Origin of the sequence: Kribbella sp. NPDC006257 (assembly GCF_040613535.1) — a bacterium.
Classification (GTDB): Bacteria; Actinomycetota; Actinomycetes; order Propionibacteriales; family Kribbellaceae; genus Kribbella.
Genome location: NZ_JBEXSJ010000017.1, coordinates 61,135 through 82,959 on the forward strand (window position 1 = coordinate 61,135; position 21,825 = coordinate 82,959).

Annotated in this window: 19 protein-coding genes; 11 read left to right on the plus strand and 8 right to left on the minus strand. The window is 67.3% G+C overall.

The window, feature by feature from the left end; translation table 11 throughout:
• Positions 1–86 precede the first annotated feature (86 nt).
• From uraD (ABZ004_RS21520) to ABZ004_RS21560, 9 genes are all read left to right on the plus strand, one after another.
• Positions 87–2,003 (plus strand): 2-oxo-4-hydroxy-4-carboxy-5-ureidoimidazoline decarboxylase, encoded by a 1,917-nt coding sequence (gene uraD, locus ABZ004_RS21520; RefSeq protein WP_355682023.1) that lies wholly within the window; start codon positions 87–89, stop codon positions 2,001–2,003.
• Complete coding sequence (locus ABZ004_RS21525) at positions 2,000–3,445, plus strand: FAD binding domain-containing protein (protein WP_355682024.1); 1,446 nt, start codon at positions 2,000–2,002, stop codon at positions 3,443–3,445. The genes uraD (ABZ004_RS21520) and ABZ004_RS21525 overlap by 4 nt, the downstream gene beginning before the upstream one ends.
• Positions 3,442–5,778, plus strand: a complete 2,337-nt coding sequence (gene xdhB, locus ABZ004_RS21530) for a xanthine dehydrogenase molybdopterin binding subunit (protein ID WP_355682026.1) — start codon at positions 3,442–3,444, stop codon at positions 5,776–5,778. The genes ABZ004_RS21525 and xdhB overlap by 4 nt, the downstream gene beginning before the upstream one ends.
• Complete coding sequence (gene xdhC / locus ABZ004_RS21535) at positions 5,771–6,619, plus strand: xanthine dehydrogenase accessory protein XdhC (RefSeq protein WP_355682028.1); 849 nt, start codon at positions 5,771–5,773, stop codon at positions 6,617–6,619. The genes xdhB and xdhC overlap by 8 nt, the downstream gene beginning before the upstream one ends.
• Positions 6,616–7,914 (plus strand): guanine deaminase, encoded by a 1,299-nt coding sequence (gene guaD / locus ABZ004_RS21540; protein WP_355682030.1) that lies wholly within the window; start codon positions 6,616–6,618, stop codon positions 7,912–7,914. Before xdhC ends, guaD begins: the two co-directional genes overlap by 4 nt.
• Positions 7,915–7,917: 3 nt before the next feature.
• Positions 7,918–8,430, plus strand: a complete 513-nt coding sequence (gene uraD / locus ABZ004_RS21545) for a 2-oxo-4-hydroxy-4-carboxy-5-ureidoimidazoline decarboxylase (protein ID WP_355682032.1) — start codon at positions 7,918–7,920, stop codon at positions 8,428–8,430.
• On the plus strand, positions 8,427–8,879 hold the full coding sequence (locus tag ABZ004_RS21550; protein WP_355682034.1) for a hydroxyisourate hydrolase: 453 nt from the start codon (positions 8,427–8,429) through the stop codon (positions 8,877–8,879). The genes uraD (ABZ004_RS21545) and ABZ004_RS21550 overlap by 4 nt, the downstream gene beginning before the upstream one ends.
• 4 nt (positions 8,880–8,883) lie before the next feature.
• Positions 8,884–9,789, plus strand: a complete 906-nt coding sequence (gene pucL, locus ABZ004_RS21555; protein WP_355682035.1) for a factor-independent urate hydroxylase — start codon at positions 8,884–8,886, stop codon at positions 9,787–9,789.
• Positions 9,790–9,895: 106 nt separating this feature from the next.
• Positions 9,896–11,257: an 8-oxoguanine deaminase gene (locus ABZ004_RS21560; RefSeq protein ID WP_355682037.1), complete on the plus strand. Its 1,362-nt coding sequence runs from the start codon at positions 9,896–9,898 to the stop codon at positions 11,255–11,257.
• A 108-nt stretch (positions 11,258–11,365) separates the two neighbouring features.
• Here the strand turns inward: ABZ004_RS21560 and ABZ004_RS21565 are convergent, their stop codons facing one another.
• A complete protein-coding gene (locus ABZ004_RS21565) occupies positions 11,366–12,619 on the minus strand; it encodes an aldolase (RefSeq protein ID WP_355682039.1) in 1,254 nt (417 codons plus the stop codon).
• A 117-nt stretch (positions 12,620–12,736) separates the two neighbouring features.
• Here ABZ004_RS21565 and ABZ004_RS21570 point away from each other — a divergent pair, with 117 nt between their 5' ends.
• Positions 12,737–13,525 carry an IclR family transcriptional regulator gene (locus ABZ004_RS21570; RefSeq protein ID WP_355682041.1) on the plus strand — a complete coding sequence of 263 codons (789 nt, stop codon included), beginning with the start codon at positions 12,737–12,739 and terminating at the stop codon, positions 13,523–13,525.
• A gap of 188 nt (positions 13,526–13,713) precedes the next feature.
• A complete protein-coding gene (locus tag ABZ004_RS21575) occupies positions 13,714–14,430 on the plus strand; it encodes a GAF and ANTAR domain-containing protein (RefSeq protein ID WP_355682042.1) in 717 nt (238 codons plus the stop codon).
• Here ABZ004_RS21575 and ABZ004_RS21580 read toward each other — a convergent pair.
• From ABZ004_RS21580 to katG, 7 genes are all read right to left on the minus strand, one after another.
• Positions 14,419–15,213, minus strand: coding sequence for a type II CAAX endopeptidase family protein (locus ABZ004_RS21580; RefSeq protein ID WP_355682043.1), 795 nt, complete (start codon positions 15,211–15,213; stop codon positions 14,419–14,421). The two genes, ABZ004_RS21575 and ABZ004_RS21580, sit on opposite strands and share 12 nt — an antisense overlap.
• Before the next feature lie 22 nt (positions 15,214–15,235).
• The gene (locus ABZ004_RS21585) at positions 15,236–16,234 is read right to left on the minus strand and encodes a Gfo/Idh/MocA family oxidoreductase (protein WP_355682044.1); all 999 of its coding nucleotides are present in this window, start codon (positions 16,232–16,234) and stop codon (positions 15,236–15,238) included.
• Positions 16,235–16,255: 21 nt separating this feature from the next.
• Entirely contained in the window at positions 16,256–17,236 is a 981-nt protein-coding gene (locus ABZ004_RS21590; protein ID WP_355682045.1) for a Gfo/Idh/MocA family oxidoreductase, read from the minus strand.
• A 313-nt stretch (positions 17,237–17,549) separates the two neighbouring features.
• Positions 17,550–17,762, minus strand: coding sequence for a hypothetical protein (locus ABZ004_RS21595; RefSeq protein WP_355682047.1), 213 nt, complete (start codon positions 17,760–17,762; stop codon positions 17,550–17,552).
• Between the two features lie 24 nt (positions 17,763–17,786).
• Complete coding sequence (locus ABZ004_RS21600) at positions 17,787–18,362, minus strand: hypothetical protein (RefSeq protein ID WP_355682048.1); 576 nt, start codon at positions 18,360–18,362, stop codon at positions 17,787–17,789.
• A 124-nt stretch (positions 18,363–18,486) separates the two neighbouring features.
• Complete coding sequence (locus ABZ004_RS21605; protein ID WP_355682050.1) at positions 18,487–19,557, minus strand: hypothetical protein; 1,071 nt, start codon at positions 19,555–19,557, stop codon at positions 18,487–18,489.
• 63 nt (positions 19,558–19,620) lie between these two features.
• A complete protein-coding gene (gene katG / locus ABZ004_RS21610) occupies positions 19,621–21,810 on the minus strand; it encodes a catalase/peroxidase HPI (protein ID WP_355682183.1) in 2,190 nt (729 codons plus the stop codon).
• Positions 21,811–21,825 lie beyond the last annotated feature (15 nt).

The following is a 21,825-nucleotide window of genomic DNA, read 5'->3' on the forward strand; positions in this document are numbered from 1 at the left end:
GGCTGCCACCTGAGCCCAAGCTGTCGTGCAGGCCGATCCGTCCGTGATCAGTGCAGCCGCCGCGACCCTCTTGGAAGGTGCCCCCGATGAAGGCAACGACGCGAGCTTCCCGTCATCCGGTCGACCAGGTGCTCTCACCGGGCCGACTCGCCATCTACGGGACCCAGCACGTGCTGGCCTTCTACGCCGGGGCGGTGATCGTCCCGATCCTGCTGGCGAACTCGATCGGCCTGACCACGGAGCAGCTGGTGCACCTGATCAACGCCGACCTGTTCACCTGCGGGATCGCCTCGATCATCCAGTCGGTGGGCTTCTGGAAGGTCGGGGTCCGGCTGCCGCTGCTGCAGGGCGTCACCTTCACCGCGGTCTCGCCGATGATCGCGATCGGGCTCGCCGCGGGGGGCGGGACCAGCGGCCTGCTGGTGATCTACGGCGCTGTCCTCGTCGCCGGCCTGGCCACGTTCCTGATCGCACCGTTCTTCAGCCGGTTGATCCGATTCTTCCCACCGGTGGTGACCGGCTCGGTCATCACGATCATCGGCCTGGCTCTGCTACCGGTCGCTGCTGGGGACGCGACCGGCGGTGCAGGCCCGACCTCGGATCCGACCAGCGGCAAGAACCTGGCCTACGCGTTGGGCACGCTCGCGCTGATCGTCGCGATCCAGCGGATCTTCAAGGGCTTCCTGGCGACGATCGCCGTACTGGTCGGCCTGGTCGTCGGTACGGCGGTCGCCTGGGCGCTCGGCGACGCGCACTTCGGCGCGGTCAGCAGCTCCGACTGGGTCGGCGTCACCACCCCGTTCAACTTCGGCTGGCCGAAGTTCTCGATCGCCGCGATCATCTCGATGATCGTGGTCATGCTGATCACCGCGGTCGAGACCACCGGTGACGTGTTCGCGACCGGCGAGATCGTCGAGAAGCGGATCGGCCGCGAGGACATCGCCCGGGCTCTGCGCGCCGACGGCCTGGCCACCACCATCGGCGGCGTCTTCAACTCCTTCCCCTACACGTGTTTCGCCGAGAACGTCGGCCTGGTCCGGCTCACCCGGGTCAAGAGCCGCTGGGTCGTCGCGGCGGCCGGCGGAATCATGATTCTGCTCGGACTGGTCCCCAAGGCCGGCGCGATCGTTGCCGGTGTCCCCCATCCGGTGCTGGGCGGCGCCGCGCTGGCGATGTTCGCGACCGTCGCGGTGGTCGGCTTCCAGACGCTCGCGAAAGTTGACTTCCACGACCACCGGAACGTGGTGATCGTCGCGACCAGCGTCGGCCTGGCCATGTATGTCACGGCGCAGCCGCAGATCTCCCAGGCGGTGCCGGGCTGGGCCGAGATCATCTTCGGCAGCGGCATCACGCTCGGCAGCCTGACCGCGATCGGCCTCAACCTGCTCTTCCACCATGTGGGAAAGAACTTCGGTCCCGCGGTGGCCGGGGCACCGGGTGACAGCATCGTCCGGCTGGACCAGGTGAACGAGATGAGCCGCGACGAGTTCGTCACCACCTTCCGCGACCTGTTCCAGGGACCGACCTGGATGGTCGAGCGGGCCTGGGAGATGCGGCCCTTCGCCGACACCCACGCACTGCGGCGCTCGTTCCAGGAAGCGCTCTTCTCCGGCTCGCCGGACGAGCAGCGCGAGTTGATCGAGTCCTACCCGCAGCTCGGTTCACAATTCGTTGCCGACGGCCTCAGTGGCGAGGCCTCGCTCCGGGACCAGTCGGCCCGCGGTCTCACCTATCTCCCGGAACCCGATCGCGACGAGCTCGCCTCGATCACCGCGGCGTACCGCGAACGCTTCGGCTTCCCGCTCGTGATCTCGGTACGGGACGCGGAATCTTTCGACCGGATCGTGGAACAGGGCCGCATCCGGCTCGGCAACTGCGAGAACCAGGAGCACGCCGCGGCGCTCCTCGAGATCGCGAAGATCGCCGGCTACCGCTTCGACGACTTCCTGCAGGACGCGAACCCCATCCATAGCGCACGAACCCGCTGGAGCAGCAGCCGATGAGCACCCCGCAAACCCTCCGCGCCGCCGCGATCAAGGTCAACGGCCAGGACACCCGCCTGGACGGCGTACCCGTGCACACGTCCTTACTGGATTGGCTTCGCGACCGCGGACTGACCGGCGCGAAGGAAGGCTGCGCCGAGGGCGAGTGCGGGGCGTGCTCGGTGCTGGTCGCCCGCCCGGGCATCGACACCCCGACCGAATGGACCGCGGTCAATGCCTGCCTCCTCCCGGCTGCCTCGCTCGACGGCCAAGAGATCATCACGTCGGAAGGCCTTGGCTCCCCGGACGCTTTGCATCCGGTGCAAGAGGAAATAGCCGTCCGGGGCGGCTCGCAGTGCGGCTACTGCACACCAGGTTTCGTCTGCAGCATGGCCGCGGAGTACTACCGCCCCGCCCGTACGCCGTGCGCCTCACCTGATCATGAGCACGGCCCGAATGGTTTCGACCTCCACTCGCTGAGCGGGAACCTGTGCCGGTGCACCGGCTATCGGCCGATCCGCGACGCGGCGTACGCGCTCGGCGTACCGGAGGAGAACGACGCCTTCGCAGTACGCCGGTCGTCGCCGCCGCCGGCGCCTGCTGCAACTCGACTGGTGGTCGATGGGGCGGAGTTCGTGCGGCCGACGAGTCTCGACGAGGTGCTTGCGTTGCTGGCCGAACGGCCCGAGGCGCGGGTTGTTGCGGGATCGACGGACTCGGGCGTGGAAGTCAATCTCCGCGCGGTGCGGCCCGAGTTGGTCGTTGCGGTGGATCGGCTGAGCGAGCTGCGGGAGTTCTCGGTCGGGGCCGAGGAGATCCGGCTGGGCGCGGCGCTGACGTTGAGCGAGATCGAGCGGATGCTGGACGGGCGGGTGCCGTTGCTCGCGCAGATGTTCCCGCAGTTCGCCTCGCGGCTGATCCGCAACGGGGCCACGATCGGCGGCAATCTCGGGACCGGGTCGCCGATCGGTGACACGCCGCCGGCATTGCTCGCTCTCGATGCCTCCTTGGTGCTGGCCTCGCGGCGTGGCGAGCGGGTGGTTGCCTTCAGCGACTATTTCACCGGATATCGTCAGACTCTGAAGGCTGCTGACGAGCTGATCAAGTCGATCGTGCTTCCGTTGCCTCTAGCCCCTTTTACCGCGTTCCACAAGATCGCCAAGCGGCGGTTCGACGACATCTCCAGCGTGGCAGTCGGCTATGCCATCGAGGTCGTGGACGGCACTGTCGTGAGCGCCCGGATCGGTCTCGGTGGAGTCGCTGCGACGCCGTTGCGTGCACTTGCGACCGAGGAAGCGTTGACCGGCAAGCCTTGGACCGAGACGACGGTGCGTGAGGCGGCCGCGGTGATGGCCGCCGAGGGTACGCCGATGGACGATCACCGGGCGAGCGCGTCGTACCGGTCGGCGATGCTCGGCCAATCGTTGCTCCGCTTCTACGCACAAGGAGGTGTGAGCGCATGAGTTCGCTGTCGCAACGACCTGCTCAGGCGGTCGTCGGCATCCCGATGCCCCACGAGAGTGCCGCGCTGCATGTCACCGGCCAGGCGCTGTACACCGACGACCTCGTCGTACGGACCCGCGACGTGCTGCATGCCTTCCCGGTGCAGTCGCCGCATGCGCACGCGCGGATCGTTTCGCTGAAGGTCAAGCCCGCGTACGACGTACCGGGGGTGGTCCGGGTTCTCACCAGCGAGGACGTGCCGGGCATCAATGACGCCGGGGTGAAGCACGACGAGCCGCTGTTTCCCGATGTGGTGATGTTCAACGGGCATGCCATCTGCTGGGTGTTGGCCGAGACTTTGGAGGCGGCCCGGCTTGGGGCTGCAGCCGTCGAGGTCGAGTACGAGCCGCTGCCGTCGCTGGTGACCGTTCGCGAGGCGATTGCCGCAGGCAACTTCCAGGGGATCGGGCGGCATCTGGAGAGCGGTGATGTCGAGTCTGCGCTGGCTTCGGCGCCGCACGTGTTCTCCGGTGAGTTCGAGTTCGCCGGGCAGGAGCACTTCTATCTGGAGACCAACTCGGCGCTGGCGCTGGTCGACGAGGGCGGCCAGATCTTCGTGCAGAGCAGCACGCAGCATCCTTCGGAGACGCAGGAGATCATCGCGCACGTGCTCGGCGTTGCCAGTCATGCGGTGACTGTGCAGTGCCTGCGGATGGGCGGTGGGTTCGGCGGCAAGGAGATGCAGCCGCACGGGTTCGCTGCCATCGCGGCGCTCGGTGCGACGTTGACCGGCCGGCCGGTGCGGCTGCGGCTCAACCGGACGCAGGACGTCACGATGACGGGCAAGCGGCACGGGTTCCACAGCTCTTGGCGGGTGGGCTTCGACGACGACGGTCATCTGGTGGCGCTCGACGCGACGCTGACGGCCGATGGCGGGTGGAGTCTCGATCTGTCCGAGCCGGTGCTGGCGCGCGCGATGTGCCATATTGACAACTCGTACTGGATTCCGAATGTTCGCGTCGACGGCCGGATCGCGAAGACGAACAAGACGTCGCAGACCGCGTTCCGGGGGTTCGGCGGCCCGCAGGGCATGGTCGTGATCGAGGACATCCTCGGCCGGTGCGCGCCGCTGCTCGGCTTTGACGCGATGGAGCTCCGTCGGCGGAATCTCTACCAGTCGCAGCACAGTACGCCGTACGGGATGCCTGTTCGCCATGCCGAGCGGTTGGAGGCGTGCTGGAGCGAGGTGCTGTCGTCGGGCGCGATCGCTGCGCGTCAGGCGGAGATCGCGGAATTCAACTCTCGGCATGCGGATACTAAGCGGGCGATCGCGATGACGCCGGTGAAGTTCGGGATCTCGTTCAACCTGACGGCCTTCAACCAGGCTGGCGCGCTGGTGCACGTCTACAAGGACGGCTCGGTGCTGATCAATCACGGCGGCACCGAGATGGGCCAGGGGCTGCACACGAAGATGCTGCAAGTCGCGGCCACCTGCCTCGGCGTACCGCTGGCTCGGGTTCGGCTCGCGCCGACCCGGACCGACAAGGTGCCGAACACTTCGGCGACCGCGGCGAGTTCGGGTGCGGACCTCAACGGTGCCGCGATCAAGAACGCCTGCGAGCAGATCCGCGAGCGGCTCGAACAAGTTGCCGGCGGCAAGCTCGGGATCAGCCCGAAGGATGTCCGGATCGTCGACGGGACGGTCCGTGGGATCGTCTTCGGTGGCGAGGAACTGACCTGGGAGGAGGTCGTCCATGCGGCCTACCACCAGCGGGTCCAGCTCTGGGCGGCCGGGTTCTACCGCACCGAGGGACTGCACTGGGACGCCAACGCGATGCGGGGCGAACCGTTCAAGTACTTCGCGTACGGGGTGGCCGCGGCTGAGGTCGAGGTCGACGGCTTCACCGGTTCGTACAAGCTGCGGCAGGTCGACATCGTGCACGACGTCGGCGACAGTCTCAGCCCGCTGATCGACCTCGGCCAGATCGAGGGCGGCTTCGTCCAGGGCGCTGGCTGGCTGACGCTCGAGGATCTCCGCTGGGACGAAACTGAAGGTCCGCATCGCGGAAGGCTGGCGACGCAGGCCGCGAGCACTTACAAGCTGCCGAGCTTCTCGGAGATGCCGGAGGTCTTCAACGTCCGGTTGCTGGAGAAGGCGCACGAAGACGGTGCGGTCTACGGCTCGAAGGCGGTGGGTGAGCCGCCGTTGATGCTTGCTTTCTCCGTACGAGAAGCGCTTCGGCAGGCAGCGGCCGCGTTCGGATCGGCTGGGACGAGTGTCGATCTTCCATCGCCTGCGACCCCCGAAGCGGTGTATTGGGCACTGGAACGGGCACGGAGTGGGGGTGAGTGACGAGATGGAGTGGATGAAGGCGGTCCAGCGGCTGCGGGAGCAGCGGCGACCCGGCGTACTGGTGACGGTCATGTCGGTTCGAGGTCATGCGCCTCGGGAAGCCGGGGCCAAGATGGTGGTGGCTACGGATGAGGTCTGGGCCACGGTCGGTGGCGGCAACCTTGAGTCGGTTGCGATCGAGCACGCGCGTGGGCTGATTGCTTCTGGGGCGACTGGGCCGGAGGTGCTGGAATTCGCGTTGTCGGACAAGGCGCCGTACCAGCACGGTGTTCAGTGCTGTGGTGGCGAGGTGCGGCTGTTGCTCGAACCGCTGCCGGTCGTGCCGTCCGTCGCGATCTTCGGGGTCGGGCATGTCGGCTTCGAACTCGCCCGGATCCTGGTCCGGCACGACATCGAGCTGCATCTGGTCGACTCGCGACCTGACCAGCTGACCGCCGCGCGGTTGTCCGTTCTCGACGACGCTGTGGCCGGCGTCCATGTGCATCCGGTCCCGGTTCTGCCGGAACTAGTGATCGCCGAGCTGCCGCCGGGCACCCACGCGCTGGTGATGACCCATGACCATGCCGAGGACGCGGCCTTGTGCGACGCCGCTCTGCGCGACGGTCGGCTCGCCACGATCGGCCTGATCGGGTCGAGTGCCAAGTGGTCCCGCTTCCGGCGCAAGCTTCTTGAGGACGGTCACACCGGCTCGGCTGTGGACAAGATCGTCACGCCGATCGGGCTGTCCGGCCTGCCCGGCAAGGAGCCGGCCGTCATCGCGGTCAGCGTGGCCGCCTGGCTGCTCCAACTGTTCGTTGCCGAGCGCAACTCCGCGCCGGCCCATCGTGAGGCAACCGCATGACGCTGTTCAGAGGCACCTTCCTCGACACCCCGGACAACCCGTTCAAGGGCGGCACGCTGCGTGTCGACACCGACGCCGCGTTGGTCGTCACCGACGGGGTGATCGTTGCCCGCGGCCCGTACGCGGAGATCCGTGCGTCGCATCCCGCCGAGCACATCGTCGACCTGACCGGCGGGCTGGTGCTGCCGGGATTCGTGGACACGCATGTTCACTTCCCGCAGATCCGGGCTGTCGGTGGGATGGGGATGCCGTTGCTCGAGTGGCTCGACAAGTACGCACTGCCTGAGGAAGCGCGGATGGCTGACGCCGCCTACGCTTCGTCGGTCGCCGACGAGTTCGTGCGCGGTCTCGCAGCAGCTGGTACGACGAGCGCGCTGGTCTTCGGGGCGCATTTCGCATCGGCGGTCGACACGCTCTTCACTGCCGCCTCGCGGGTCGGGTTGCGAATCACCAGCGGGCTGGTCGTCAGCGACCGGATCATCCGCGACGATCTGCTGACGACACCTGCGCGGGCGTACGACGAATCGCTGGCGCTCGCGTCTCGCTGGCACGGAGTAGGCCGCAACCGGTACGCCGTGACGCCTCGGTTCTCGCTCTCTTGCACGGACGAGCTTCTCGCCTCGTGCAAGTCCGTGCTGGAGGAGATTCCGGGGGCGCTCTTCACCTCGCATCTCAACGAGAACGAGGCCGAGATCGCAACGGTTGCCGAGCTGTTCGGCGGGAGCGACTACGTCAGCACGTATGAGCGACACGGGCTGGTCGATCGGCGGAGCGTCTTTGCACACAACGTGCATCCGACCGACGTCGAGCTGAAGCTGCTGGCCGAGAACAGCGCGACGATCGCGCATTGCCCCACGAGCAACGCGGTGCTGGGGAGCGGGTTGTTCCCGTTGGGGCGTCACCTCGACCACGGCGTACGGGTTGCGTTGGGGTCCGATGTCGGTGCCGGCACCGGTTTCTCGTTGCTGAAGGAGGGGCTGCAGGCATACTTCTGCCAGCAGCTGCTCGGTGATCACGGGCATCCGCTGAGCTCCGCGCACTTGTTGCATCTGGCAACTGCTGCTGGTGCGGACGCGCTCGGTCTCGGTGCCGAGGTCGGGGATCTGAGCGTCAGCAAACGGTTCGATGCGCAATTGCTGCGCCCGGTCGAAGGATCACCGTTGGCCGTAGGCATCACCCACGCGGCCGACGCCGAAGACACCCTCGCCCGGGTCTTCACGCTCGGCACTCCCGCCGACATCCGGGCCGTCTGGATCGACGGTCAACTGCTGAACGACTCCTCCGGAAAGGTGTGATCGGTGGACCTGCAGGAATTCAACGCACTCCCCGCCGACGAGCTGCGCCCCCAACTGGCCGCCTGCTGCGACGTACCCCGTTGGGTCGACCACCTCCTCGCGGGTCGCCCGTACGCCGACTCGGCCGCCCTGGTTGGTGCAGCCGACGCCGTCTCGCGGGACCTCACCGACGCCGAAGTCGCCCAAGCCCTAGCCGCCCACCCCCGAATCGGTGACCGCGCCGACGGCGACACCACCGAGGCCTCCTGGTCCCGCAAAGAACAGTCAGGCGTAGGAGACGACCCCGCCATCCGCGCAGCCCTGGCGGCCGGCAACCGGGCCTACGAACAACGCTTCAACCAGGTCTTCCTCATCTGCGCCACCGGCCTCACAGCCGACCAGATGCTCACCGCCCTCCACGACCGCCTGAAGAACGACCCCACCACCGAGGCGACCGTTGTACGAACCGAACTCCGCAAAATCGCCGCCCTCCGCCTAACCAACCTCGTCCCCGCTACCAAGGAAATCCCCGCATGAGCACCATCTCCACCCACATCCTGGACACAGCCCAAGGCCTCCCCGCCCCAGGCATCCCCGTCCAGCTCCACCGCCTGAAAACGGCGGAGCCGGAGCCGACCGGCGGGGCGGGAGCGGCAGCAGGGTCCGAGCCGGACGCGAGTGGTGGGGTGGGGGTGAACGGTCACCTTGAAGGCGCTGCACTCACGAGCGCGGACACGACCGCGGACTTGTCCGCGGTCGGGAGCGGTACGACGGACGCAGATGGGCGCGTCACCGACTTCGGCTGCGGTCAACTGGTGCCCGGCATCTACCAGCTTCGGTTTGATGTCGGCGTATACGCAGCCATCACCGGGCAAGAGTTCTTTTTTCCTGAGGTTGTTGTGAGTTTTGTGGTTTCTGATGAGCGGCACTATCACGTGCCTCTGTTGCTCAGCCCGTTTGCCTTTTCCACCTATCGAGGGAGCTGACCCGATGGCGATCCACCTGGGAGCCAACCAGTACGGCAAGGCCGAGAGCCGGGTCGTGCGGATCTACCGCGACACGCCGCGCCACCAGATCCGCGACCTGAACGTCTCCTCCGCCCTCCGCGGCCGGTTCGAGAACGCGCACACCGTCGGGGACCAGTCCGAGGTACTGCCGACCGACAGCCAGAAGAACACCGCGTTCGCGTTCGCCAAGGAGAAGGGCGTCGGCGCGATCGAGGAGTTCGCCCTGACCCTCGGCGACCACTTCCTCGAGGCTTCGGCCGCGGCAGACGGCGCGCGCGTCGAGATCGAGGAGTATCCCTGGGAGCGGATCTCGGTCGACGGCACCGGCCACGACCACTCGTTCGTCCGCAGCGGCGCCGGCATCCGTACGACGGTCGTCAACGTCGAGGGCCGCGGCGACGAGCGCACGGCGTACGTCGTCTCCGGCATCCGCGACCTGACCGTCCTCAAGTCGACCGGCTCGGAGTTCCACGGCTTCCTGAAGGACAAGTACACGACTCTGCCGGAGACGAACGACCGCATCCTCGCGACCTCACTCGTCGCCCGCTGGCGGTACGACCACACCGACGTCGACTGGGACAAGTCGTACGACGAGATCAAGGGCCTCCTGCTCGAGCAGTTCGCGAAGATTCACAGTCTCGCGCTCCAGCAGACCCTGTACGGGATGGGCGAAGCCGTCCTCCGGCGTCACCCCGAGGTCGCCGAGATCAAGTTCTCGGCCCCCAACAAGCACCACTTCCTCGTGGACCTCAGCCCGTTCGACGTGGAGAACCCCGGCGAGGTATTCATCGCCGCAGACCGCCCCTACGGCTTGATCGAGGCAACCGTGGTCCGCGACGACGCAACCGACGCGGGTTCGGCCTGGCACGCAGTACCAGGCTTCTGCTGATGACCGCCGGCACACGCACTACGCGATCCCTGTCGATGGTCGGCGGCACACGCAGTACGGGATCTCTGTTGATGGTCGGCGGCGCGTGCGCAGTACAGGATGTCTGTTGATTGTCATCGAGGGTGCGGCGGTGGTCACGCTTGATCGCGAGCGGCGTGAGCTGACCACCGGGCACGTCATTGCTGACGGCAACCGAATTGTTGCCGTCGGCCCCGGCCCGGCGCCCGTCGTACCGGCGGGCACCCGGGTGATCGACGGGCGCGGATGCCTCGTCACGCCTGGCTTCGTCAACACCCACCAGCATCTCTACCAGTGGGTGACTCGCGGGCTCGCCGTCGACGCCACCTTGTTCGGCTGGCTGACCACGCTCTACCCGGTCTGGGCCGGCATCGACGAAGAATCCGTCCACATCGCCGCCCAAGGTGCGTTGGCCCAACTCGCGCGTACGGGCTGCACCACCGCCTCCGACCATCACTACGTCTTCCCCGGCGGCGACCTGCTGGAAGCCGAGATCCTCGCCGCACGCCAGGTCGGGCTCCGGTTCCATCCGGCCCGCGGATCGATGGATCTGAGCGAGAAGGACGGCGGCCTGCCACCCGACTCGGTGGTCCAGGACCGCGACGAGATCCTGCTCGCGACCGAGGCGGCGATCGACCGCTGGCACGATCCCGCACCGGACTCGATGCTGCGGATCGTGGTCGCCCCGTGCTCCCCGTTCAGCGTCACCGACGGGCTCATGCGCGAGGCCGCCGAACTCGCCCGCCGCAAAGGCGTCCGCTTGCACACGCACCTCGCGGAGACCACCGACGAGGCCGACTGGTGTGCGGAGAAGTTCGGCTGTACGCCGTCCGAGTACGCCGCTCAGCTCGGCTGGACCGGTTCGGACGTGTGGTTCGCGCACGGCATCCACTTCGACGACGCGGAGATCAAACGCCTCGGCCGGACCACCACCGGGATCGCTCACTGCCCCAGTTCGAACGCCCGCCTCGGCGCCGGCATCGCCCGCGTCGCCGACCTCCGGGCCGCTGGTTGCCCGGTCGGCCTCGGCGTAGACGGTGCCGCCAGCAACGAAGCCGGCAGCCTGCTCGAAGAGTTGCGGCACGCCCTCCTCTTCGCCCGAGCACGAGGCGGCCCGCAAGCACTCGGCGTACGGGACGTACTGGAAATGGCGACCCTGGACGGAGCCCGCATCCTCGGCCGGGAGAACGAGATCGGCTCCTTGGAGGTAGGCAAACTCGCCGACCTGGCCGTCTGGCGCCTCGACACCCTCCCCCACGCCGGCATCCCCGACCCAGTAGCCGCCCTCGTCCTAGGCTCACCCCCGCCGCTAGAACTACTTCTGGTCAACGGCCACCCAGTCGTAGAACACGACACGGTCATCACCGTCGACGAACCCACCCTGGCAACACAGGTCGCACACACCCAGCACCGCCTGACAAACCGAACCACTCCCCCACGCAGCCGCTGAAGCATCGCAGCCGCTGGCGCGATGTTCGGCCAGTACCGCGAAATAATCCCGTCAGCGGCCGAAAACCCCACCAGCCGCCCTCCCGAACCGGACCGGGGAGCTCCGCCGCTAGGCCCGGAGCGGTCGGCGGGCCAGTTTGGCGAGGGTGGGCGTGTCGATGCCGATCAGCGTGTCCAGTTCCGATTGGGCGGTGGCGCCGCAGTCGAGGCCGCGGAGGATGTAGGTGGCCAGGGCGGCTGCTGTTGCGGGTTCGTCGAGGTAGCCGGAGTCGCCGCCGTTGACGTAGGCGCGGAGGCGTTTGGCTGCCGAGTCGAGGGACTCGCGGTAGAAGAGGTAGGTGGCGACGTACCGGGTCGGCAGCTGAGCCGGGTGCATGTCCCAGCCCTGGTAGATGCCGCGCGCGAGCGACCGTCGTACGAGCCGTAGGTGGAGACGCCAGGCGGCATGGACGTCTTCGCGCTCGCCGATCGGGAGGACGTTGGTCGATCCGTCGCAGACGAAGACACCGGTGCCTGCGGCGGCCAGTTGCATGGTGTCCTTGGCATGGTCTGCGACCGGGTGCTCCATGCTCTGGTACGCCGCTGCGATGCCGAGCGAGGCCGAGTAGTCATAAGTGCCGTAGTGGAGCCCGGTCACGCGGCCCGCGCCGGCCTTGATCATCCGGCCCAGCGGCGTCGTACCGTTCGGGCCGAGAATCGCCTGTGGCGTCTCGACCTGGATCTCGAATTTCAACGCACCAGCCGGTATGCCGTGCGCCTCCTCGATTGCGTCGAGCACAACGACCATCGCCTCGATCTGCTCCACCGAGGTGACCTTGGCGAGTGTGATCACGAAGCCGTCCGTCAGTGCCTCGGCGCGAGCCAGCTCGCCGACGAACAGGTCGAGCGTCCGCACCCCACGACGCCGGGTCGGCGCCTCCAGCGACTTGATCCGCAGGCCGTAGTACGGCGGAACCTCGCCAGTCTTCACCAGATCGGCCACTGCACGCGCGGCACTGATTGCTGCGTCGTCCTCGTCAGGCCGGGTGCCGTAGCCGTCCTCGAAGTCGATGCGCAGATCCTCGATCGGCTCGCGCTCGAGCTTGGCGAGGACCCGTTCGAAGAGTTCATCGGACAGGCCCGTCGGCAGCTCCAATGCCTCGGCCAGCTCCGAGCCCGACCCCGCATTCCGCTCGAGCGCCTCCTTCGCGCCCTGCGCCCACTCGCCGACTGTGCCTGCGTGGAACCGGTCAGCGGGCACGTACACCGTGTGAACCGGCTGCCGGACGCCGCGATCACCCGGGTACAGCGCCGCGAGTTCCGCGTCCGCCCCAGCTAGTCGGCGATCGAGCTCGACCAGGAATGCCTCTTCCACCGGCGCCACGCCCCAATCCTCGGGATTTCGTATTGCGGATACTAATATCTGTACTACGGAAGTCACAAGAGCCTAGCGCTTCCACCATCTGGGGGTAAACTTCCGGGATCCGGAATCCTTCCGGCAGTGTCGAGCGAGAGTGGGATGACCGTGGCGGCAGAAACCGGCAGCAAGGCGCGGACCGGCAGCGTGCAGTCGATCGAGCGTGCCTTCGGCCTGCTCGAGACGATGGCCGACGCCGGCGGAATGATGGGCCTGTCCCAACTGGCCGCCGTCTCCGGTCTCCCACTGCCGACGATCCACCGGCTGGTGCGCACGCTCGTCGACCTTGGTTATCTGCGGCAGGAGCCGTCGCGGCAGTACGTGCTCGGGCCCAAGCTGGTCCGGCTCGGCGAGAGTTCGTCGCGGATGCTCAGTGTCTGGGCACGGCCGCATCTGGCGCGACTGGTCGACGAGCTCGGCGAATCGGCCAACATGGCGATGCTCGACGGCGACCAGATCGTTTACCTCGCCCAGGTTCCGTCGCGGCACTCGATGCGGATGTTCACCGAGGTGGGTCGTCGGGTGCTCCCGCATTGCACGGCCGTCGGGAAGGCGGTGTTCTCGCGGTTACCGGAGGACGACGTACGGGAACTCCTGCAGCGCACCGGGATGCCGAAGCACACCGAGAATACGATCACCGATCCGGACGCCTTCCTGGACCAGGTGCGCATGACGGAGGAGAAGGGCTACGCGACCGACGAAGGCGAACAGGAACTCGGCGTCCGCTGCGTCGCAGTACCGGTGCTGGACGCGCCTTCCCGCCTCGCCATCTCGATCTCCGGCCCCGCCGGCCGGATGACCGAGGACTTGGTGATCCGCGCAGTCCCCTTGCTGACTCAGGCCGCCAAGTCCCTCTCGGAAGATCTTCGCTGACCCCCTTGCACCCGACCGGCTGCCTCAGCCGGAGGCGCCTGTCTCCGCCGCTTCCGCTTCGTCACGGCACTGATCACCATCTAGGGCGTGGCCCTAGTAGCTAGCCGAGGTGGGGATGCTCTACCTTGTAGCCGGATCACTCCGGAGGTGAGGGTGCTCCTGGTGCTGACCCCTGCCTGGAGCCGACTATGCCCTCGCTTGACCCCGCCGCGGCCGATATGGCAGAGACCTTCGCGCGGCTCGCGCTCGAGCTGCACGATGCCGACGGCGTCGAGGAGACCATCGATGCTGTTGTCCAGTTCGCTCTGCAGGCCCTCAGCTGCAGCTACGCCGGCCTTGCTCTGACCACAAAAGGCGCCCAGAGGGCCGAGGTCGCCGCAGTGACCGACCCGGTGGTCGCCGACGTGTACGACCTGCAGCTCAGCTCCTCGGTCGGACCGCTGGTGACGGTACTCCGGGAGCGTACGACCGTGCTGATCCGCGACACCACCACCGACGACCGCTGGCCCGCGTGGGCGGCGAAGGTGGCTGCACTCGGGGTTCGCAGCGTGCTCGACGTACCGCTGCTGACCGGCAGCGACACGACCCGCACGGTCGGCGTACTGGGTCTCTACAGCCCGGTCGCCGATGCGTTCGGCGAGGACGACGAGGCGATCGCGCACATCCTCGCCCGGCACGCGGCGGTCGCGGTCGCCTCCGCGCGGCACGACGAGACGATGACGACCGCGGTCGACGCGCGCAAGTTGGTCGGCCAGGCGATGGGCATCCTGATGGAACGCTTCGACGTCAACAGCGACCGGGCGTTCGCGATCCTGCAGCGCTATTCGCAGGACAACAACATCAAGCTCCGCGATGTCGCCCAGCAACTGATCGACACCCGCAAGCTCCCGCATTCAGCTCGGTAGCCAGCCGACCTTCCCGATCAGGTACGTCGCGCCGACCAGCGCGACGATGTCGATCACGGTGTGCGCGACCACCAACGGCATCACCCGGCCCCATCTGCGGTACAGGTGGCAGAACAGCACACCCATCACCACGTTGCCGGCGAATCCGCCCAGCCCTTGGTAGAGGTGGTACGAGCCACGCAGTACGGCGCTCGCTGTCGTCCTGCGCCGGAACGACCAACCCAACTGCTCAAGCCGCCGCGTCAGGTACCCGAGGACGATGACCTCTTCCAGTACTGCGTTCTGCGCCGCGACCGCGATGAGGATCGGCACCCGCCACCATGCGGCGGGCAACTGCGCCGGATCGACAGCGAGGTTCACCCCCGACGCATGTGCCGCCAGGTAGAACGCCAACCCAGCGCCACCCACACAAGCAGCAACCGCAGTACCCCGCCCAAGGTCCCGTACGCCGTCACGTAGGTCGAACCCAAGCGTCCGCAGCGACTCCCCGCCGCGCGTCATCAGGTGCGCCACCAACGCCACCGGCACCAGCGACGTGACGATCGCGAACACCTGCCACGCGAGATCCAGCCACGGCCGCCCAGGAGCCCGTGACCCGACGATCACCGCGGTCTGATCCCCGATCGCCTTGTGCGAGGTCAGCACCCCGGTGAACGAGATCAGCGCCGAAACGCCCGACGCGCCCAACGACAACGCCAGGACCAGCCAGACCTCCTTGGTCAGGACAGTCCTGCCCACCGTCCGATCCAACTGCCCGGCGCTGTCGTCAGTAGAGCTCGTCACCCCTCAACTATCCCGCCTGGGATCAAGAACCTATGACAGGCGCGATGGTCTTGGTACGCGCTCCTTCGTAGGCAGCCAGGAGAATGCCCAGAACGGCGATTCCTTCCTGCTCGGTGTGCAATGGGCGGGACTTGTCGATCAAAGAGTCGGCGAAGTGGCCGATCTCAGCGACGAAAGTGTCGATCGGGTCGAAGTTGTAGGTGGTGTTGTCGCCGGTGCGGAGGCGGACGGTGACGGAATTGCCGTCGCTGTGCAGGGCGCCGAGTTCGCCGACGACGGAGAACCGCTCGGTCACGGCGGCCGGCTGGTAGGCCCAGCTGGTCACCAGTTGGCCGACGACGCCGTTGTCGAACCTGATCAGCACCTGCGCCGAGTCCTCGCCTTCCATGAACTTCAGCCGATGGGTCGACAACATCGCGGTCGCCTCGACCGGAGTACCACCGGCCAGATGCAGCATCAGGTACGTCGGGTGGTACCCGGTGTCGATCAGCTCGCCACCACCGCTCGTCTTGGTGCTTGCCCGCCAGCCCATGTTGGCCGGATCGAAGTCGTTGTAGAAGCTATCGGTGGTGCGTACTTCGTACACGGTCTCGAGCGTTCCGGCCTCGAGCAGCTCCTTGGCCTTGGCAACGGCCGGCATGAAGAGCTGGTTGTGCGCGCACATCAACGTGACGCGGTTCGCGGTCACCGCCCTACGGACGGCCGCGGCTTCGTCCGCGGTGAGGCAGAGCGGCTTCTCGCACAGGATGTGCTTGCCAGCCTCGGCCGCGGCGACGATCGCATCGCGGTGCAGATGGTGTGGCAGGCAGATGTCGACCGCGTCGAGGTCCTCTGCGGCGAGCATCTGGCGATAGTCCGTGTACGGCGTGGCGCCCAGCTCGGCGCCTCGCTCGGTGGCGGTCTGCTCGAACGCGTCGGCGACCGCGGTGACGCCGATCCGGTCGGCGTGCTCGCGGTAACCCTTGATGTGCGCGGACGCGATACCGCCGGCCCCGATCAGGCCGACCTTGATCTGTGGCATAGAGGTCTCCTCGACGATTGGCTAGTAGGAGATGGCGCGGCCAGAGGCGGCGGCCTCGTTGGCGGCGACGACCATCCGGGTCAGCTCGACGGCGCGGGCCAGGTTGTCGTCGGCCCGGGTGCCGTTGCTGATGTGATCGACCCATTGGCCGAACGGGTCCAGGCTGTGCTCGGGCACCGGGAGTTGCTTGCCGGAGACCCGGAGCACGTCGCCGTCCTCGGTGTAGGTGAGGCTGCCTTCGGTGCCGAAGACCTCGATGGTGAACGGGTTCGGACTGGCGAAACCCGCCTCGATCACGCCGATCTTCTGGTCGGGGTAGCCGACCGTGACGACGGCGTTGTCCTCCAGGCCGAGGCCGGCGACCGATCGGTACGTCGCGCTGACGGTCTCGGCGTCGGCGCCGAGGAACAGCTGGAGCAGGTAAACCGGGTGACAGCCGAGGTCGGTCAGCGCGCCACCGATCGCGGACTCCTCGTCGAAGAAACGCTTCGGCAGCCAGCCGTCCTCGACCCCGTCGCGAGCGATGGCTCCGTCGTGCGAGAGGCGGATGCGGCCGTAGGTGAGCCGGCCGAGGTCGCCGCTGTCGATGACTTCGCGGATCGCTTGGGTGTAGCCGTGCGCAAGGCGTGGCAGGGAGACGACGAGCTTGACGTCGTTCGCGTCGGCGGCGGCGATGATCTCCTCCGCCTCGGCGACGGTCGGAGCGAGCACCTTCTCGGTGAAGATGTGCTTGCCCGCGTTGGCGGCCTTGACCATCACGTCACGGTGGACGTTCGTCGCCGTCGTGATGGTTACGCCGTCGATGTCGTCGCGGGCGAGCAGGGCGTCGAGGTCGTCGGTGTACTCGACGCCGAACTGGTCAGCTCCTGCCTGTCCGCGGGCCCGCTCCTCGTCCCAGACGGCGACGAGCTCGGTGCCCGGATGCTGCACCGCCTGTTTCGCATAGTCCCCCGCGTGCACGTGCCAGAACCCCAGGACCGCGATCTTGAACGGTTGCGACACAAGTTCCTCCTGACATAGGCAACGCGCTCCATCTAACCGCTAGATGGCGGTCGGCGATAGACCCCGCGCGCCTTCGTTGTCAGTAGACAGTCTCCGCCGACATACGTCGTACGGGTTCTGTCCAGTGGCCTGACAGTGGCCTCTGAGGCTTTCGTTGTCAGGTCAAGTGAAGGTGGCGGGGGGGTCTGCGGCGGTGGTGGCTTCGGGGTGGATGCGAGCGAACCGGCGAGGGGGCTCGGCCGGCTCTTCGAGGGTGAGGATGGTTGTCTCGCGGTCCAGGGCGTCAGTGCCGCGGCCTACCCGGGCAGAGTCGTCAGCCCAGAGACCCAGCACGGACGGCCCCGCTCTTCTCGCTCTGCGGCTCGATCCGGTTCAACAGCTCAGCGCCGTCCTGTACTTCGGAGAGCAGCCGATAGAACCTACCGGCGTACCCCTCCCGCCGATCCCGATGGAACGCCGTCACGAATCGCTCAGCCAGTCGCGCGGCGGTCCAAGGCTCCCCCGAGATCAGCTGCTCGACGAGCATGCCGGCAATTGTGCACCATTCTGATTACCAGGTGTGGGCGACGTCTACGACGATGCGGGTCGTGGTGGTGCCCGGGCCGGTGAGGGTGGAGACGCGGAACGGGAGGCGGCCGCGGACGCCTAGGCCGATGGTGGTTTCGCCTTCGAAGCTGCCTGCGGAGGCGACCTGTCGGAAGGTTCGGTAGCCGGTCACGTTGGTGAGTTCGTTGGGATTCGCTGGGCGGTAGGTACTGTTGCCGGCATCGTCGTACGAGGGTACGGACAGAATGATCTCCAGCTTGGCGCCTCCGCGGAGCGGCACGAGTGCACCTTGCCCGCTGGTGTAGACGTTCTGCACGTACTGCACGCGATGCCAGGACGGCTTTCCCTTGACGTCGAACACGATCCGGTCGAAACAGTCGTGCTGCCCGGTCCGCACGTTCGTCAGCTGACCGGCGCCTCGATAGCTACTTGCCTCAGGCAATGAACCCCAACCGGTGGGGCACGTGGTGGACGCGTCGGCGAGGGTCGGCACGGCGACCGCAGCTGCTGGGACGGCTGCGACTGCCAGGACGGCGAAAGCGGTGCGGACGGGCTTGCGGATGGTTCGGATCGACTTCATGATTGTCCCCCTTTGAGACACTTCTTTAGATGCACTCCAGGGGTTCGAAGTTGACATAACGCCGCGGTGATTTCAGGTGCCCGCACAAACACGGATTGCGTTCAGTCAAAGGCAAACGACTGAGTTACTGCGGGTCGGGTGCGGCAGCGGCCGGGGGCGGTGGTTCGACGCCGAGGGCGGCGGCCAGGGTTTGGGAGACGTTGATGGCAGGGGCGCCGGACTCGCCGGTGGTGCTGGGAGCAGTGAGAGACCGCTGGGCGGTGGTTGCCGAGGTGTCGTCGTCGGCCGCCGGGAGCGGCTTCGTGCCGCTTGAGCGTAGCGAGACGAACTTCGACAAAAGGTCGAACCAGAAAGGGCCGCCGAGCATGACCAGGAGCGCCGTGAGCAACCAGCCGGCGACACTCGCCGTACGGTGCCAGGTCCACGCACTCCCGGAGTCCCATTCGCTGCGGGTCTGGGAATCCCAACCGACCGGAAGACTGAACTGCTGCATCTTCGAGGTCGCCTCGGCAATGGAGATCAGCTCATCCGCCGCCTCGCCCTTCGCTGCCACCTGACCCGCAGCATCGACCACCGACTGACGTACGACCGAGTTGTGCCACAAGTCATCAGCGACCACCGTCGTCGACGCGTTGCCGGCAATAGCAAACACCAGCCCGACGCAGAACAGCAGAACAGTGACCCACCGCTTGTAGGCACCCTCGGCCCGGCTCATCGTCTCGTCGAACCACGACTCCAGCCCGGCCCTGATCTCGACCAGCTCTCCGCGCGTCTGCCGGACCAGCGGGTCCAGCCGCTTCCGCAGATTCTTCGGCAGTTCGTCCAGCCCCAGCAGGCGATCGCCGTCGACGATCATCTCCAAGGTCGCATCGGCGAACGCCTTCGCCGACAGGTAGCTCGGCCGCCGCTTCTGCGTCACCAGCGCTTTGCCGGCACCTTCGCGCGCCGCCGCGTACACCGACGTACCGGAGAACAACTGCCAGGCTCGCTCGAGATCCGCATCGCCTTGGCCCTGGCCGGCCAGCATGTGCTTGATCGTCTTCTCCAGGTCGGCCGAGCGCTTCCCCCACAGCCGGGAGATGAACTCGACCACTGCCGACGAGGCGGTCGCGATGACGAAGAACATCAGCGCGAGCCCGATGGCGGTCTCCAGCGCCTGCGATCCGAACACAAGGTCCCCCTCAGGATTCGACACCGCAGCATAGAAGTCCGGCCCCCGACCCTGCACCTCAGGGTCGGGGGCCGGACTCGGCAATGCTTAGACGTCGTACCGGTCGAGGTTCATCACCTTGTCGAACGCGGCGACGAAGTCGTGCACGAACTTCTCCTGCGCGTCGTCACTGGCGTAGACCTCGGCCAGCGCCCGCAGCTCGGAGTTCGAGCCGAAGACCAGGTCGACCCGGGTCCCGGTCCACTTGACCTCACCCTTGGCGTCGCGCCCCTCGAAGAGCTCCTGGTCCTCCGACGTCGAGGCCCACGTCGTCCCGAGGTCGAGCAGGTTGACGAAGAAGTCGTTGGTCAGCGACTCCTGCTTGTCGGTGAAGACACCCAGCGAGGACTGCTGGTAGTTCGCACCGAGCACCCGCAGACCGCCGACCAGCACGGTCATCTCCGGCGCGCTCAGGTTGAGCAGGTTCGCGCGGTCGACCAGCAGGTACTCCGACGGCAGCCGGTTGCCCTTGCCGCGGTAGTTGCGGAAGCCGTCCGAGGTCGGTTCCATCGCCGCGAAGGAGTCGGCGTCCGTCTGCTCCTGCGTGGCGTCCGTACGGCCCGGCGTGAACGGCACCCGTACGTCGAAGCCAGCGTTCTTGGCGGCCTGCTCGACACCGGCGACGCCACCCAGCACGATCAGGTCGGCCAGCGAGATCTGCTTGCCACCCGCGCTGTTGAACGACTCCCGGATGCCTTCCAGGACACCCAGCACCAGGCGCAGGTTGTCGGGCTGGTTGACCTCCCAGTCCTTCTGCGGCTCGAGGCGGATGCGTGCGCCGTTCGCGCCACCGCGCTTGTCGCTGATCCGGAACGTCGAGGCCGACGCCCAGGCGGTGGTGACCAGCTGCGAGATCGACAGGTCCGACGCGAGCAGCTGCGCCTTCAGCGCGGCGATCTCGTCGTCGCCGACGAGCTCACCCTCGACCGGCGGAACCCGGTCCTGCCAGATCAGCTCTTCGGCCGGCACGAGCGGGCCGAGGTAGCGCTGGATCGGGCCCATGTCGCGGTGGGTCAGCTTGAACCAGGCGCGGGCGAACGCGTCCGCGAACTGGTCCGGGTTCTCCAGGAAGCGGCGCGAGATCTGCTCGTAGATCGGGTCGAAGCGCAGCGCGAGGTCGGTGGTCAGCATGGTCGGCGTACGGACCAGCGAGCCGTCCTCCGGGTCCGGCACGGTGTTCGCACCGGCGCCGTCCTTCGGCTTCCACTGGTTCGCACCGGCCGGGCTGTGGGTCAGCTCCCACTCGTAGCCGAAGAGGTTCTCGAAGAAGCCGTTGCCCCACTGGGTCGGCGTCGCGGTCCAGGTGACCTCGAGGCCGCTGGTGATGGCGTCGCGGCCCTTGCCGCTGCCGAAGCTGTTCTTCCAGCCCAGGCCCTGCTGCTCGAGCGGCGCGCCCTCCGGCTCCGGGCCGACGTACTTCTCCGGGTCGGCCGCACCGTGCGTCTTGCCGAAGGTGTGCCCTCCGGCGATCAGCGCGACGGTCTCCTCGTCGTTCATCGCCATCCGGCCGAACGTCTCGCGGATGTCGCGGGCCGAGGCCAGCGGGTCCGGGTTCCCGTTCGGGCCTTCGGGGTTCACATAGATGAGACCCATCTGTACTGCGGCCAGCGGGTTCTCCAGCTCGCGGTCACCGGTGTACCGCTCGTCGCCGAGCCAGGTCTGCTCCGGACCCCAATAGACGTCCTCGTCCGGCTCCCAGACGTCCGCCCGGCCACCGGCGAAGCCGAAGGTCTTGAAGCCCATCGTCTCCAGCGCGCGGTTGCCGGTGAAGATCATCAGGTCGGCCCAGGAGATCGACTGGCCGTACTTCTGCTTGACCGGCCAGAGCAGTCGGCGCGCCTTGTCCAGGTTGCCGTTGTCGGGCCAGCTGTTCAGCGGCGCGAATCGCTGCATGCCGGCGCCCGCGCCACCGCGGCCGTCGCTGACCCGGTACGTACCGGCGCTGTGCCAGGCCATCCGGATCATGAACGGGCCGTAGTGCCCGAAGTCCGCCGGCCACCAGTCCTGCGACGTGGTCAGTACGGCGTCGACGTCCGCGGCCAGCTCGTCGAGGTTGACCGTGCCGAACGCCTTGGCGTAGTCGAAGTCCGCGCCGAGTGGGTTGGCTACCGCGGGGTGCTTGCGAAGGATCTTCAGGTTGAGCTGCTTCGGCCACCAGTCACTGTTGCTCCCGCTCTCGGTCGGGTGCTTGAAACGCCCGTGGTCCACGGGGCACTGAGCCGGGCCCGGCTCATTCATCTCGCCGACTTCGGC

What these genes read in the sequence shown, in the direction of transcription:
- ABZ004_RS21575 (WP_355682042.1), top strand. Translation starts at nt 13,714, where the DNA reads ATGCCCTCGCTTGACCCCGCCGCGGCCGATATGGCAGAGACCTTCGCG.
- guaD (WP_355682030.1), top strand. Translation starts at nt 6,616, where the DNA reads ATGACGCTGTTCAGAGGCACCTTCCTCGACACCCCGGACAACCCGTTC.
- uraD (WP_355682023.1), top strand. Translation starts at nt 87, where the DNA reads ATGAAGGCAACGACGCGAGCTTCCCGTCATCCGGTCGACCAGGTGCTC.
- ABZ004_RS21600 (WP_355682048.1), bottom strand. Translation starts at nt 18,362, where the DNA reads ATGAAGTCGATCCGAACCATCCGCAAGCCCGTCCGCACCGCTTTCGCC.
- pucL (WP_355682035.1), top strand. Translation starts at nt 8,884, where the DNA reads ATGGCGATCCACCTGGGAGCCAACCAGTACGGCAAGGCCGAGAGCCGG.
- ABZ004_RS21585 (WP_355682044.1), bottom strand. Translation starts at nt 16,234, where the DNA reads ATGCCACAGATCAAGGTCGGCCTGATCGGGGCCGGCGGTATCGCGTCC.
- xdhB (WP_355682026.1), top strand. Translation starts at nt 3,442, where the DNA reads ATGAGTTCGCTGTCGCAACGACCTGCTCAGGCGGTCGTCGGCATCCCG.
- ABZ004_RS21525 (WP_355682024.1), top strand. Translation starts at nt 2,000, where the DNA reads ATGAGCACCCCGCAAACCCTCCGCGCCGCCGCGATCAAGGTCAACGGC.
- ABZ004_RS21550 (WP_355682034.1), top strand. Translation starts at nt 8,427, where the DNA reads ATGAGCACCATCTCCACCCACATCCTGGACACAGCCCAAGGCCTCCCC.
- ABZ004_RS21595 (WP_355682047.1), bottom strand. Translation starts at nt 17,762, where the DNA reads ATGCTCGTCGAGCAGCTGATCTCGGGGGAGCCTTGGACCGCCGCGCGA.
- katG (WP_355682183.1), bottom strand. Translation starts at nt 21,810, where the DNA reads ATGAATGAGCCGGGCCCGGCTCAGTGCCCCGTGGACCACGGGCGTTTC.